Raw genomic sequence first — 13,142 nt, 5'->3', positions numbered from 1 at the left:
TTGGCGACATGGGTAATCTGGAGGTGAAGACACAAGCAAGACGACCCGAAGGGGGCCATTATGAAAATCGAAATGACCAGTAAAATCATCGACATCACCCCAGCCATCCGCGAGCGCATTGAATCCCGTTTTGAAAAGCTCGAGCGTCTTCAGGTGCCTCTTATCACACCCCATGTGATCATCTCCAAAGAGCGTTTGATGTATATCGTCGAAGCCACTATCGGCATTCCCAACGGCAAACTGTTTGCGCAGGCAGAGCACGAGGATCTCTATGCTGCCATCACGGACCTGGGCCAGAAGCTGGAACGCCAGCTCAACCGTCACACGGAAAAACCCATCGCCCGTCGTGCCGCCGGCAAGGAAGTGCCCCAACCGGACGAAGCAGACGCCTGACAAGGTTCACCACTCATAAAGCAAAAGGCGGGTTATCCCGCCTTTTTGCATTCTACCGTGCCGTCATCCCAGCCAGCGCAGCCTGGCATCCACCCCTTGCGCAAGCTCCTCGAGCAGCGGCAGCATCATCAGCGGAGCCTCCTCCCTGGGGTCAGCGCCCATAGGGCGGGTCTGCCAGCGCTCGCGACCCAGTGCCGAGAGGTTGTCGTACACTGCGGGATCCAGCGCGGGCGTTCGGCTCACCAGTGGCGGAGAGCGCAGCGCCAGCCAGAGTCTCACATCCGTCATGCACCCACCCTGTTGCAGACGCTCGTTGAGGCTGGTGGCATCGATCTCTTCCACCCCGCCTTGCAGGGACGCCCGGGGCATCAGACCGAAACGGGAGCGCCAATCCAGCTCACCCGACGCAGGCTTGGGCGGGGCATCAAACCAGGGCTGTTCTTCCACCGCATCGGTCAGCAGCGCCAGGTGCAGCCTGAAGTCGGCACGGTCCCCCGCACGGAGATCCTGGTTGAGCCGTTGGCCCAACTGGGCCTCATCCACGAGCAAGCGGTCACGAATCGCACTGGGCAGCATGAGATAAATCTTGGAAATGAAGGTTTCATTGCTTATCGGCCATCAACCCGATCCTTTAAGCATTAAAAATCCCGGCAGAGGGGTTCACAAGCGCGACAGATCTGTTAGTATGCGCCTCGCACTTGGGGAGGGGTTCCCGAGCGGCCAAAGGGATCAGACTGTAAATCTGACGGCTCTGCCTTCGAAGGTTCGAATCCTTCTCCCTCCACCATTCAAGTGCGCACAATCAGGTCATGCCCCGTGGAGGGGTTCCCGAGCGGCCAAAGGGATCAGACTGTAAATCTGACGGCTCTGCCTTCGAAGGTTCGAATTCTTCTCCCTCCACCATCTTTCAGAGAACCCGGCCTTGTGCCGGGTTTTCGCTTTTCTGGCTTCCACAAATCCCCTTCTTCTACAAAAAAACGGGAGGCCAAGCTTCCCGTCAATATATACACGCTCTCACCCCGAACCTGCTGGCGACAGCTGTCATCAGCAGGTCGGGCAGAGGGGGATAAACGTCTCCCCAGGCATCTGTCTTGTCATCCGCGCCCCTTACAGGGTGAAGCGATAGAAGATATCCACCGCCTGGGCCACCCCGCTCATGGCCTGCAGATAGAGCCTTGGCATCAGCTCGTAGCGCAGCTTGAATTCAGCGATGGGGCTGAACACCTCGACCCCGTACTGGAACTGCAAGCCGGGCAGCAGGTAGGCCGACAGGGTCACCTGGGTGTCATCGCCACTGCCTGCGGTATCGAGGGCCACGTCGCTCATGCCGAGGGATTCCCCGATGCTGGAGACCACGCCGCTCGCCTGGCTCACGGCCCCCGCCACCAGCAGGCCGTTGAAGCCGCCATCCTCGCCGCTGGTCTGCAATCCCTTGCCCCGCAACAGATAGGAGAGCTGTTCGGACTGCGCCATCTGCGGCTCGGAATAGACGGTGATCTTCGGCTTGGCGGCTGGCCCCGTCACCCGCACCCCGACGGTCACGTTGTCCTCGATGGTGTCCGGATCCCGATAGGTCTCGATGTTGAGATAGGGCTGATCAATGGGGCCGGAGAAGAGGATCCGCCCCTCCTTGATGATGAGGTTCTGGCCATAGGCCTTGAAGCGCCCGTCCCTGAGCTCCAGTTGCCCGTTGCCCGAGAGCGGCTTGGAGGGATCCTGGCGAATGTTGAGGGCCCCTCCCACCTTGGTCTTGAGTCCCATGGCTTCGAGGCGGACATCGTCCCCGAGCCGGATGGCGAGCCTGATCTCCATGGGCAGCGGTGCCGCCTTGGGGACCGGCGGCAGATCGTCGTAGATGACGGTGACGTCATCGGAGACCGCTACCGCGCTGTCTGGCAGGCTCTTGACCAGGATGCGCGACCAGGGGATGTCCACCTGCCCGGTCACCCTGGTCTCCTCCCCGAGAGAGATGGCGATGTCAGGTGTCACTCTGACCCGGCCCATGCCCGGGTACTGGGCTTCCAGCTCCTTGCCCTGAATGGTGAGGCTGCCGGTCACCGGCTGCTGGGCCCAGCTCAGCCAGCCCCCCAGCACCAGGGGGCCCTTGCCCACCATCATGGAGCCGTCGAGTTCGGCCCGGTTGCCTTCTATCTTGAGGCGGGTCACCAGCTTGGAGAGGGTCACCATGTCGGAGTGGGTCTGAACCTCCCCCTCCTTCAGGTTCAGCTCGCCATACAGCAGGGGGGCAGCCAGGGTACCTTCGAAGCGGGCATCCGCCGAGATGACCCCTTGCAGGGAGCGCACTTCGGGAATGAGCGGCGCAAAGGTCGCCAGCTTCAGATCGTCAAACCTGAGTTGACCGCCGAGGTTGCCGCGGCCGGCGGGATCCCGGATCAGCAGATCGGTGTCGATGTTACCGATCTGCTCGGAGGCGAAATCGACCCGGATGGCGGCCTGCTGGCGCTCGAAGTCGATCCCGAGCTCGAGGCGCTGGTAGTCGGTCTTGAGTTCGTCGGCGACGAAGGTCCCAGGCGTGGTGCGCACGGTGGCGTGCAGGGTCGGCTGGTTGCCGCGCCAGCTGGCGCGCCCGTCGGCCGACAGCACCGCCTGCCAGCGGAAATTGTCCGGCAACCAGGGGCGCAGCCGCTTGAGATCAAATTCGTTCAGGGCAAATTCCAGATTGCCCTGGGACTGGGCTATCCGGCTCCCCTTGACGCAGAGACTGGCCTTCTGGGACGCGAGGCAGAGATCCCCCATGGTCAGCTGCTGTTTCGGCAGATCCAGGTCCAGAGACCAGGGGGCGGTCAGCGCCCAGCGCTTGAGGGGGGTCTTGAGCTTCAGCTCGGCAAGGGCGCCACGCCAGCGGTCACCGCGCAGGCTGCCATTCAGGCTGAGGTCTGCCGCCAGCGGATCCCCCTTCATGGTCAAGGTGAGCCCGTGGCGCTCGAGATCGCCGCTCAGGTTCAGGGCGATTTGCGAGAGCTTGGTCTCCCCCTGCGCCAGGCTCGCCACCGTCACCGCCACCTCACCGGCGGGCTTCTCCCCGACCAGGGCGTTGGCCCTGATGACGGTCTCCTTGAGGACGGTGCCCGCGTAGGCGAGTCGGCCCGACACCAGATCGGCATTCACGCGCGGCGCCTGCTGGTTGCCGGTGACGCGCACCTGGCCCTTGATGTCCCCTCCCAGACCCGGGTAGATACCCCCAAGCTTGGGCGCATCCAGATCCGCATCCAGCTGCCAGGCCTGGGTCGTGAGCGAGCCTTTGGCCTGCAGCCGGTTGGGGCCGCTTTGCAGCGCCAGGGCCGGGATGGTCCACTCCATCTTGTCGTTGCCGCTGAGCCTGCCCTGCAAGGCCAGGGGATACTGGTTGAGCTTGCCATCCACCTTGAGCTCGGGCAGGGCCAGCTGCCAGTGGCCCGCCTCATCCAGATCGAAGCGACTGGTGATCTTGCCCGCCAGTGCTCCCTTGATCTCGGGCACCAGCTCCGCCGGGTTGATCCCCTTGAATTCGGTCGTCCCCTGCCACTGGACCCCCTTGCTCCAGGCCAGCTTGCCGTCGAGCTTGAGCTCCCCCTTGAGGGCCCCCAGCAGCAGCTCGATACGGCTCAGCTGGTTGAGATCCCCCTTACCCGAGAGCGCCACCTTGAAGGGGGGCACATCGGTCCCCTTGCCGGCGGTGTTGAGCGCAAACTGGTAACCGGAGAGCTTGCCCTTGGCGCTCAGGGTGCCCTTGTCCAGCCGATAGCTGGGCTCATCCTTGGCAGGCTTGTGCAGGGGCCAGGAGAGGCTCTTCCAGTCCAGCGCCAGATCGAAGGGCAGATCCGGGTCGAGGGCCGCGAGGGATCCTTTGAGATTGGCGCCCACCGGTCCCTTGGCCTTGAGTGCCAGCCCAAGCTTGACCACAGAACCGTCCAGGACGAGATTGACCTGCTCCCCCTTGAGCTCCCCGTCCAGCAGCCCTTGACGCGCCTTGGCATCCAGAGTCAGGGTGAGGGGGTAATCCTCGTGCAGGCGCACCTGACCACTCAAGGCCAGATCCGCCATGGCATGGCGCAAGGAGAGCTCCCGGATGTCGATACGCTCCTCCTCGGCGGTGGCCGACAGCAACAGGTTGTCAAGCCCCTCCACCAGCTCACCTTGCTGATAACGGAACGCCGTGGCTTTCAGCCCCTCCAGCTGGATGGGGAAAGGCAGTCGCACCGCCGGCAGCACCATGGGCTCGGGCTTGCTTTCGGCCTGCGTCTTGTCACTGGGGACAGCCTTGCGCTCGCCGGCCGCCAGGGTGGCGCTTTTCTCATCCGCCGGTTTGGCGCCCTTGTCACTGGCCGCCTCCACCGGGGACGGTGCCACCAACACGTTCAGGCCATCGAGCACGGGGCCGCGCACGATGAGCCCGGCGCGATCCAGGGCGGCGCCAATGTCCAGATCCTTGAGGGTGATCGTCACGCCGGGCACCGCCACATCGAGATCGGCAACCTTGAGGCTGTCGACCTGGATTTTGAGCGGCAACGGATGCCAGACGAAGGGCTCCGACGGCTCTTCCGGCACCGGCTCGGACTCCGCCACCCGGACCACGGGGCGAGTCACCGCCAGAGTCTTGATCCAGAGCTTGCCCTGCAGGAGCTTGCCCAGATCCCAGTCCAGCACGGCCCGCTCCACGGTGACATCCACCAGCTCGTCCTGCCAGCCAACCCCTTCGAAGGTCCAGCCATACCCGAGTTGCCCCGCCACCAGCTCCCCCTTGAGGGAGGGCAGCGCGGCTCTGGCCTGTTGCCACAGCCACTTGTTGCCCTGATGGGTGAAGCCCAGCAGGCTGACGCCGATGAGCAGCAGGAAGAAGAGGCCCATGAGCCACAAGAAAATGCGTTTTACCCAGATCACGATGCAGACCCCTGCAAGGAAAGCAGCCGCAGCGGCCAGAAAAGAGAAAGAAGAGGATATGCGCCTGGTTGCCGGGTCATAGTTCCGGCCCCAGTGCGAAGTGCAGCCGCAGCGGCTTGTCCTCCTCGGAGATGCCCACCGCCAGATCGAGCCTGACCTGACCGATGGGGGTGACCCAGCGCACCCCGACCCCGGTGCCTATCTTCCAGGCCTCGCTGTAGTCGACGGTGGCGGTCCCGGCGTCCACGAACAGGGCGCCGAGCCACTTCTCGCTGAAGCGGTAGTTGTACTCCAGGCTGCCAACGCTGGCGTAGCGTCCGCCGGTCAGCTTGCCATCGTCCCCCCGTGGCGAAATGGTCTCGTAACCGTAGCCCCGGACCGTCTGATCGCCGCCGGTGAAGAAGCGCAGGGAGGGCGGGACCAGGGAGAAATCATCCCCGACGATGGCCCCCTGCTCGGCCCGCATCAGGAAACGGTGATCTTCGCCCAGGGTGCGCAGCCACTTGCTGCGCCCCCACACCCGCATGAAGCTGATGTCGGACCCCCAGTAGGGGCTCGAGAACTCCATCGTCAGTTGCTGGCGATCCCCCCAATCCGGCACCAGACCGCCGCGCACCCGCAGCCGTGACCAGGAGACGCCGGGGATCAGCAGCAGGCTGTTCCCCTCGTCCTGACCCTGGACGTAGCGCTCGTTCTCCAGGCGCACAAAGACGTCTCTGTCCCAGCTCTCCGGTCGGCGTGTCCAGCGGTGCACCCCGAAGGTGGCCAGATCGGAGCGGGTGTCGTTTTTGTCGGTGTATTGATAGCCCGCCTGCAGAGAGTAGTAATCCCGCAGCGGGTTGCCCACCGGGATCTGGTAGTCGAAGCTGAGCTCCGCTTCCGGCGCCGAGATCTTGGCGGTGCTGGAGAGGCGGTGACCATAGCGGTTCACCCAGGGTTTCTCCCAGGTGGCACTCAGGCGCGGCCCCACGTCCGTGGCATAACCGATACCGGTCTCAATCTCGTGATCGACCCGGTTGGAGAGGGTCACCTGCACCGGCACCCGGTTGCCCTCGGCCTGGCTGATCAGGGGTTTGATGTCCACCTGCTTGAACAGCTTGGTGGAGGAGACATCCTGGGACATCTCCGCCAGACGGATCGCCAGATAGGGGTCGCCGCTCTTGATATTGATGAGCGGGCGGATCAGGTGCAGTGCCTCCGGCGTCGCGTCATAGCGGATCTCGCCGAAATGGTAGCGCGGGCCAGAGCGAAACAGGATGTAGATCTCCGCCTTGCCCTGTTCCGGGAAAACCTTGACCTGGCTCTTGCTGATCTTGGCGTCAAAATAGCCGCGGGCCAGCCCCAGACTGCCGAGATCCGCCTTGATGGATTCATATTTGCCGTGGTTGAGGGGATCTCCCTCCTTCAGGGGCAGCTTGTCCAGCAGCTCGCTGTACACCTCGTCGCTCCCCGCATCCCCTTCCAGCAGGATGTCGAGGCGCGAGATGATCACGGGTTCCCCCCGCTCAATCTCGATCACCACCTTGGCGGGCGTCTTCTTGTCGCGGTTCAGGGTGATCTTGGGCTGGTAGTAGCCATAGACCTGCAGCGCCTTCTGTACGCTCTCGGTGATCTTGGCGCGGGCGGGGCGGTACTGGCGTTCCTGATAGACGGGCAGGGCGTTGAGGTAGGCCTCGACGTTGTCTTTCTGCTCTCCCCTGACCCCCTTGATCTGGTAGGTCAACTTGGCCGCCATGGCGGGCATCGCCATCAGCCAGAGAGCGAGGGCGAGCAGCAAGAGACCGGGCCCGGGGCGACGGGATCGCCCGGATGAAGTGCTCCCGGTGAGAAAAGTAGGATAGCATCCTGTCAAACGTCATTTTCCCCGAATAACATGATTTAAAGATTGTGTTATTTAGTACGATACCGAGACTCATCCCGGGCGAGTGCCGCTCATCCTAGCATAATCGCGACGGCGAAATCCCACGCTCGGAGCCCCTTTGCGTGCCGCTCTGCCGCCCCCGGTGCGGGGATCGCTTCGGCCCAGCAAGGAGCCAGCCGGGTGTGAGGAGCCAAACTGCGCACAATCCGGGCAAGGGGCGAACAAAACGCCACCACCTGCCCGCCACGCCGGATCTCCCCTGGCGGCCTTGGGCTGGCAGCAGGGTCCGGCTCGTCGCGACAACCCTTGTCGGACACCCCGCATCCGGCGGGTTTCGTCAACCCGTCCCCCTCGACTTGCTCCGCGCCCTCTTCCCCATCCTGCCTGCTATTGAACAGGAAAATAAGTTTAAATCAATCACTTGAATAGATGGCACTAAAGCTTCGTTCAATTCAATCGATTTATCCCGCTGCCCCTGCGCTCCTGCCTGTCCCACACTGATCCCAATCATCGCAGGAGAGACCCCATGCACCTACGTAGCGAACAACTGGCTGACTACATCGCCGACCGACTCGAGTTCATCACCTTCCTGGCCTGCTGCAGCGCCCTGCTGGCCCTGCTGACCGGCATGAACGGTCAGCAGGCCCTCGCCTTCACCGCGCTCAATCTGCCCTTTGGCCTGGCCCTGCTGCTGGGCATGGCCCTGCTCGCCCCCCTGCCTGTCCACTGGCGCCTGCCCGGGATAGTCCTGCTGCTGGTGAGCGCAGCCCTGGCCACCCTGCAGATGGGAGGCAACTGGCTCAACCCCCTGGCCATCTGGAGCCTCTATGCCCTGCTGGGGCTGGAGATCCTCTGGCAATCCCGGGCCAGGGCCCCCCTGGCCGCCGGCCCCCGGAGCCGGGTCTCGCGCCCGAGGGGCTGACGCGGAGGCGCAATTGCAGTAATCTTGCGCCCCCTTTCCCCTCGCCGAGGAGCATTCCGATGAAAAAAGCCTGTGCCCAGCACATCCTGGTCAAGACCGAGAAACAGTGTCTGGAGATCAAGGAGAAGCTCGCCAAGGGCGCCGACTTCAGCCAGATGGCCAAGCGTTTCTCCACCTGCCCTTCCGGCAAGCGTGGCGGCGATCTGGGAGAGTTCTCCAAGGGGGACATGGTCAAGTCCTTCGACGATGCCGTGTTCAAGGGGGAGCTGCTGACCGTGCTGGGGCCGGTGCGCACCAAGTTCGGCTTCCACCTCATCAAGGTGCTCTATCGCAACTGATCCAGGGCGACGAGGCCATCGGTTCTCTGAGCCGCACGCCTGGGATTGATGATCATTTACTAACGTTATCAGGCAATTAAGTTTATCCTTCTGGGCATAGTTCCATCCTGACCCGTGGATCCCTCTTATGCACAGCTCTTTGTGGTGGCCGCTGCTGACCTGGCTATTGCCCCTTTGCGGGGCCCTTGGCAGCCGCGCCCATCTCTGGCCCTGGTGGCTCGGCTTCATCCTCTGTCTCGCCAGCGCCCTCCTCAGCCTCGTGCTGCTGCTGCGCCTGCCCTGGCGCTATCGCCGCACCACCAACCTCTGGCCGGATATCTGGGGCATAACTCCCCTGCTGTTGCCCCTGCTGTTTCTCGTCCAGGCGCTGCGCTCCCCCCTCACCAACGACGTCAGCACGGATCCCTACCATCCGCCACGGCTCCAGTGGGCCGAGCAGCTCAGAAGCCCGGAGGATCTCCCGGTCTCCCCCCCGCCCCTGCAAGTATTTCCAGGCAACCCCGGTCCTCTCTATACCCGGGCATCCCCGGTCGAAGTGCTCGCGGAAGCCGAGGAACTGATGACGGAGCTGGGTTGGCAGGTTCGCCCGGGCAGCGAGGGTATCGATGCCGTCGTCACCACCGGCTGGTTCGGGTTTCAGGATGACGTGGCCCTGCGGGTCTTTGCCGGGCCCAAAGAGACCCGTATCGACATGCGCTCCGCCTCGCGCCAGGGGCGCAGCGATCTGGGGGTCAACCGGGCACGGATCATTGATTTCCTGAATCGGTTGAACGAGCGTCTGGGCGGGGCCTACAAGCCCAAGATGGAGAAGCTCAAAGAGGAACAAGATGCGCATTGAGGTCAAACCGGACCGGGCCTACGCCTGGTTCATCCGCCCCTTCTTCTGGCTGCAGAAACGCAACTACGGTCAGGTGCTGATCCCGGGCAAGTGCTGGGGGCGCTCCCCCAAGCTGTTCGCCGCGGTCGCCACCCTCTACGGCGTCATCAACCGCAAGCGCTCCCCCATCGACCCCGTGCTGCGTTCCCTGGTGACGGTGCGGGTCTCCCAGCTCAACTGGTGTCGTTTCTGTGTCGACATCAACGCCATGACCCTCGTCAAGCGGGCAGGCTCCAGCGACAAGGTGGAGGCGCTGGCCCGGTGGCGCGACAGCCCCTTGTTCGACGAGCGGGAACGGGCCGTGCTGGACTATGCCGAGGCCATGACCGGGCTGGATGGCGTGAGCGACGAGCAGGCCGCCCGCCTCAAGCCCTGGTTCGATGACGACGCCCTGGTGGAGCTCACCGGCCTCATCGCCTTCCAGAACATGTCCGCCAAGTTCAATGCCGCTCTCGACATCGCTCCCCAGGGGTTCTGCCAGTTGCCGGTGCAACCCGAGCGCCCCCTCGACAAGGGGCAGGGATGAACCGGGCACGCCTGCTGCTGTTGCTGGCGATGGGGGCCCTGTTCGGCACCTTCTTTGCCCTCGACCTTGACCACTATCTGAGCCTCACCCAGTTGCAGGCTCATCAGGCGCGCCTGGCCCTTTGGGTCGACCGCCATGTTGTCGCAGCCAGCCTGCTGTTTCTGGTGATCTATGTGCTCACCACCGCCCTCTCCCTACCGGGGGCGGCCCTGCTCACCCTGGCGGGCAGCGCCGTCTTCGGCATCCTGTGGGGGCTCTTGCTGGTCTCCTTTGCCAGCTCCCTCGGCGCCACCCTGGCCTTTCTCAGCGCCCGCTTCCTGCTGCGGGACTGGGTCGAGACGCGCTTTGGCGACAAGCTGACGAGCGTTCAGGCCGGCATGCAAAAGGAGGGGGCCTTCTATCTGCTGAGCCTGCGCCTCATCCCCCTCTTCCCCTTCTTTCTGGTCAACCTGGTGATGGGGCTCACCCCCATCAGAGTCAGCACCTACTACTGGGTCAGCCAGCTCGGCATGCTGCCGGGCACCCTCGTCTACGTGCTGGCGGGAAGCGAGCTGGCTACCCTCACCAGCACAGGCAACCTCTTCTCCCCCGGCCTGCTGGCCGCCCTGACCCTGCTCGGCCTGATGCCCTGGCTGATGCGTGCCTTGCAGCGCCGTCTCGCCCTCTACCGATTGCACGCCCCCTACCGCAAGCCGGCGCGCTTTGACTACAACCTGCTGGTGATAGGTGCCGGCGCCGGAGGTCTGGTCACCAGCTACATCGCCGCCGCGGTGAAAGCCAGAGTGGCCCTCATCGAGCAGCACAGGATGGGGGGGGATTGCCTCCATACCGGCTGCGTCCCCTCCAAGGCGCTGATCCGAAGCGCCCGCTTCGCCATTGAACAGCGCAAGGCCGGGGAGCTTGGTTTTACCCCGAGCCAGAGCCGCGCCGACTTCGCCGCCGTGATGGCGCGGGTCGCCCGGGTCATCGAGGAGGTCGAACCCCACGACTCGGTGGCGCGCTATGAAGGACTTGGGGTGGAGTGCATCCAGGGGCGGGTGCGAGTCACCTCCCCCTGGGAGGTGGAGGTCAACGGCAAGCGCCTGACCAGCCGTCATATCGTGATCGCCACCGGCGCCCGCCCCCGGGTACCCGTACTGCCGGGGCTGGACGGGGTTCCCTACCTCACCTCCGACACCCTCTGGCAGCGACTGCGTGAGCCCCCCCGCCATCTGCTGGTGCTGGGAGGGGGCCCCATCGGCTGCGAGCTGGCCCAGAGCCTGGCCCTGCTCGGTATCCCCGTCACCCTGGTGGAGCAAGGCCCTCAGCTGCTGCCCCGGGAAGATAGGGACGTCGCCGGGGCCCTGGCCGCGCAGCTGGAGCACGACGGTGTCACCCTGCACCTCGGCTGGCAGGCTACCTCGGCCGGGTATATGGACGGTAAAGACACCAACCTGCCCATCCGGCTGCACCTGCGCCGGGGGGACGAGACGCTGGTGGTTGAGGGGGACCAGCTGCTGCTGGCCCTTGGCCGGGAGGCCAACGTGAGCGGTTTCGGGCTGGAGGCGCTGGGGGTTGAACTGGCCCCCGGCGGCACCCTAGCCATCGACGGCTTCCTCGCCACCAACTACCCCAGCATCCTGGCGGTGGGGGACGTTGCCGGCCCCTACCAGTTCACCCATTTTGCCGCCCATCAGGCCTGGTATGCCGCCATCAACGCCCTCTTTGGCCAGTTCAGGCGCTTTCGGGCAGACTACAGGGTCATGCCGGCGGCCACCTATACCAGTCCGGAGATAGCCAGGGTCGGCCTCAACCAGAAAGAGGCTCTGGCCCGAGGCATCCCCTTCGAGTCGACCCGCTTCGAGATGGCCGAGCTGGACAGAGCCATCGCCGACGGCGAGTCCGGGGGCTTTGTCGAGGTGCTGACGGTGCCGGGCCGTGACAGGATACTCGGGGCCACCATAGTGGGTGCTCACGCCGGCGAGCGGATCGCCGAGTTTGCCCTCGCCATGCGCCACCGCCTGGGACTTGGCAAGATCCTCGCCACCGTTCACCCCTACCCCACCCTGATGGAGGGGAACAAGTACGTGGCTGGCGCCTGGCGCCGTGCCCGCCAGCCCGGGCGCCTGCTGGCGCTGCTGGCCCGTTATCACCGGTGGCGCCGCGGCGCCTGACTCTGACGAGGCAACCATCATGTTCACGACCCGACTTCGCGCCCTGCTCCGTCCCCTGATGGCCGCTGTCCCCCTGCTGCTGGCCTCCCCGCTCCACGCCAATGACGCATCGTGGCAGCAGACCCTGCTGGCCGCCAGGGGACAAACTGTCTACTTCAACGCCTGGGGGGGCAGCCCCGAGATCAACGCCTACCTGGTGTGGGCCAGGCAGGAGATCGCTCGCCAGTACCAGGTCGAGCTGGTGCAGGTGAAGGTGGATGACATCGCCCAGAGCGTGAGCCAGTTGCTGGCCGGCAAGCAGGCTGGCAAGACGTCGAACGGCCCCATCGACCTGCTCTGGGTCAACGGCGAGAACTTCAAGGCGCTCAAGGAGCAGGGGCTGCTGGGGGCCCCCTTTACCGACGAGCTGCCCAACATGGCCCTGGTGGACACCGCCCTGCCGGTGAGTGAAGACTTCACCGTGCCGGTCGAGGGGCTGGAGGCCCCCTGGGGCATAGGCCAGCTCAATCTGATGGTGGATGGCGACCAGGTAGACGTTCCTCCCACCTCGGCGGCCGCCCTGCTGGCCTGGACCAAGGCTCACCCCGGCCGCTTCACCTACCCCAAACCTCCCCAGTTTCACGGCTCTAGCTTTCTCAAGCAGATCCTGCTGGAGCTGACACCAGATCCGGCGCCCCTCTATCGGGAGGCGACCGATGCCGACTTCCTTCGCATCACCGCCCCGCTCTGGGCCTGGCTCGACCAGCTTCACCTCGCGCTCTGGCGAAAGGGCAGGCTCTTCCCCACCGGCGCCGCCGAAACCAGGCAGTTGCTCGATGACGGCGAGCTGGCCATGGCCATCAGCTTCAACCCGGGGGAAGCCCAGAGTTCGGTGCAAAACGGCACCCTGCCCCCCTCCGTCCAGGCCATCGCCATGGAAAAAGGGGCGCTCACCAACAGCCATTTCCTCGCCATCCCCTTCAATGCCTCCGCCCGGGCCGGGGCCAAGGTGGTGGTCAACTTCCTGCTGAGCCCCGCCGCCCAGGCACGCAAGAGCGACCCCGCCTTCTGGGGGGATCCCAGCGTGCTGCGCCAGGAGGCGCTGCTAGGCCAGACCCGTCCGGCATTGCGCTTCAAGGGGGTGGCAGAGCCCCACCCCAGCTGGCAGACACGGCTGGAAGCGGCCTGGGCCGAGCGCTACGGCCACTGATC

10 protein-coding genes and 2 tRNA genes are annotated in these 13,142 nt (G+C 64.6%); 9 read left to right on the top strand and 3 right to left on the bottom strand.

From position 1 onward, the window contains the following. Positions 1–60 precede the first annotated feature (60 nt). Positions 61–393, top strand: a complete 333-nt coding sequence (gene hpf, locus C3F36_RS18465; RefSeq protein WP_010674126.1) for a ribosome hibernation-promoting factor, HPF/YfiA family — start codon at positions 61–63, stop codon at positions 391–393. Positions 394–456: 63 nt separating this feature from the next. On the opposite strand, the gene C3F36_RS18460 is transcribed toward hpf, so the two are convergent. After that, on the bottom strand, positions 457–969 hold the full coding sequence (locus C3F36_RS18460) for a VC2046/SO_2500 family protein (protein WP_104455650.1): 513 nt from the start codon (positions 967–969) through the stop codon (positions 457–459). A 126-nt stretch (positions 970–1,095) separates the two neighbouring features. On the opposite strand from C3F36_RS18460, the gene C3F36_RS18455 reads away from it, so the two are divergent. Together C3F36_RS18455 and C3F36_RS18450 are read left to right on the top strand one after the other, a co-directional pair. Next, a tRNA-Tyr gene (locus tag C3F36_RS18455) sits at positions 1,096–1,180 on the top strand. A 31-nt stretch (positions 1,181–1,211) separates the two neighbouring features. Next, positions 1,212–1,296, top strand: a tRNA-Tyr gene (locus tag C3F36_RS18450). 204 nt (positions 1,297–1,500) lie between these two features. On the opposite strand, the gene tamB is transcribed toward C3F36_RS18450, so the two are convergent. Both tamB and tamA read right to left on the bottom strand, forming a co-directional pair. Continuing rightward, positions 1,501–5,274 carry an autotransporter assembly complex protein TamB gene (gene tamB, locus C3F36_RS18445; protein WP_104455649.1) on the bottom strand — a complete coding sequence of 1,258 codons (3,774 nt, stop codon included), beginning with the start codon at positions 5,272–5,274 and terminating at the stop codon, positions 1,501–1,503. A 76-nt stretch (positions 5,275–5,350) separates the two neighbouring features. After that, positions 5,351–7,126 carry an autotransporter assembly complex protein TamA gene (tamA, locus tag C3F36_RS18440; protein WP_104455648.1) on the bottom strand — a complete coding sequence of 592 codons (1,776 nt, stop codon included), beginning with the start codon at positions 7,124–7,126 and terminating at the stop codon, positions 5,351–5,353. A 535-nt stretch (positions 7,127–7,661) separates the two neighbouring features. Between tamA and C3F36_RS18435 the strand changes: the two genes are divergently transcribed. The 6 genes from C3F36_RS18435 (at position 7,662) to C3F36_RS18410 (ending at position 13,140) form a co-directional block, all read left to right on the top strand. Then, positions 7,662–8,057, top strand: coding sequence for a hypothetical protein (locus C3F36_RS18435; RefSeq protein ID WP_104455647.1), 396 nt, complete (start codon positions 7,662–7,664; stop codon positions 8,055–8,057). Between the two features lie 59 nt (positions 8,058–8,116). Continuing rightward, a complete protein-coding gene (locus C3F36_RS18430; protein WP_039039827.1) occupies positions 8,117–8,395 on the top strand; it encodes a peptidylprolyl isomerase in 279 nt (92 codons plus the stop codon). A 127-nt stretch (positions 8,396–8,522) separates the two neighbouring features. Further along, entirely contained in the window at positions 8,523–9,233 is a 711-nt protein-coding gene (locus C3F36_RS18425) for a DUF1499 domain-containing protein (protein ID WP_102948200.1), read from the top strand. Then, positions 9,223–9,798: a carboxymuconolactone decarboxylase family protein gene (locus tag C3F36_RS18420; RefSeq protein ID WP_104455646.1), complete on the top strand. Its 576-nt coding sequence runs from the start codon at positions 9,223–9,225 to the stop codon at positions 9,796–9,798. The genes C3F36_RS18425 and C3F36_RS18420 overlap by 11 nt, the downstream gene beginning before the upstream one ends. Continuing rightward, on the top strand, positions 9,795–11,951 hold the full coding sequence (locus C3F36_RS18415) for an FAD-dependent oxidoreductase (protein ID WP_104455645.1): 2,157 nt from the start codon (positions 9,795–9,797) through the stop codon (positions 11,949–11,951). The genes C3F36_RS18420 and C3F36_RS18415 overlap by 4 nt, the downstream gene beginning before the upstream one ends. 19 nt (positions 11,952–11,970) lie before the next feature. Then, positions 11,971–13,140 carry an ABC transporter substrate-binding protein gene (locus C3F36_RS18410; protein ID WP_104456083.1) on the top strand — a complete coding sequence of 390 codons (1,170 nt, stop codon included), beginning with the start codon at positions 11,971–11,973 and terminating at the stop codon, positions 13,138–13,140. The last annotated feature ends 2 nt before the right edge of the window (positions 13,141–13,142 follow it).

Source organism: Aeromonas sp. ASNIH2, from assembly GCF_002934795.1.
GTDB classification, from domain to species: Bacteria; Pseudomonadota; Gammaproteobacteria; order Enterobacterales; family Aeromonadaceae; genus Aeromonas; species Aeromonas caviae.
This window is presented reverse-complemented; position numbering and strand designations above follow the sequence as displayed.

Excerpts from the sequence above, each read along its gene's own strand:
- hpf (WP_010674126.1), top strand. The coding sequence starts at position 61 with ATGAAAATCGAAATGACCAGTAAAATCATCGACATCACCCCAGCCATC.
- C3F36_RS18460 (WP_104455650.1), bottom strand. The coding sequence starts at position 969 with ATGCTGCCCAGTGCGATTCGTGACCGCTTGCTCGTGGATGAGGCCCAG.
- C3F36_RS18435 (WP_104455647.1), top strand. The coding sequence starts at position 7,662 with ATGCACCTACGTAGCGAACAACTGGCTGACTACATCGCCGACCGACTC.
- C3F36_RS18430 (WP_039039827.1), top strand. The coding sequence starts at position 8,117 with ATGAAAAAAGCCTGTGCCCAGCACATCCTGGTCAAGACCGAGAAACAG.
- C3F36_RS18425 (WP_102948200.1), top strand. The coding sequence starts at position 8,523 with ATGCACAGCTCTTTGTGGTGGCCGCTGCTGACCTGGCTATTGCCCCTT.
- C3F36_RS18420 (WP_104455646.1), top strand. The coding sequence starts at position 9,223 with ATGCGCATTGAGGTCAAACCGGACCGGGCCTACGCCTGGTTCATCCGC.
- C3F36_RS18415 (WP_104455645.1), top strand. The coding sequence starts at position 9,795 with ATGAACCGGGCACGCCTGCTGCTGTTGCTGGCGATGGGGGCCCTGTTC.
- C3F36_RS18410 (WP_104456083.1), top strand. The coding sequence starts at position 11,971 with ATGTTCACGACCCGACTTCGCGCCCTGCTCCGTCCCCTGATGGCCGCT.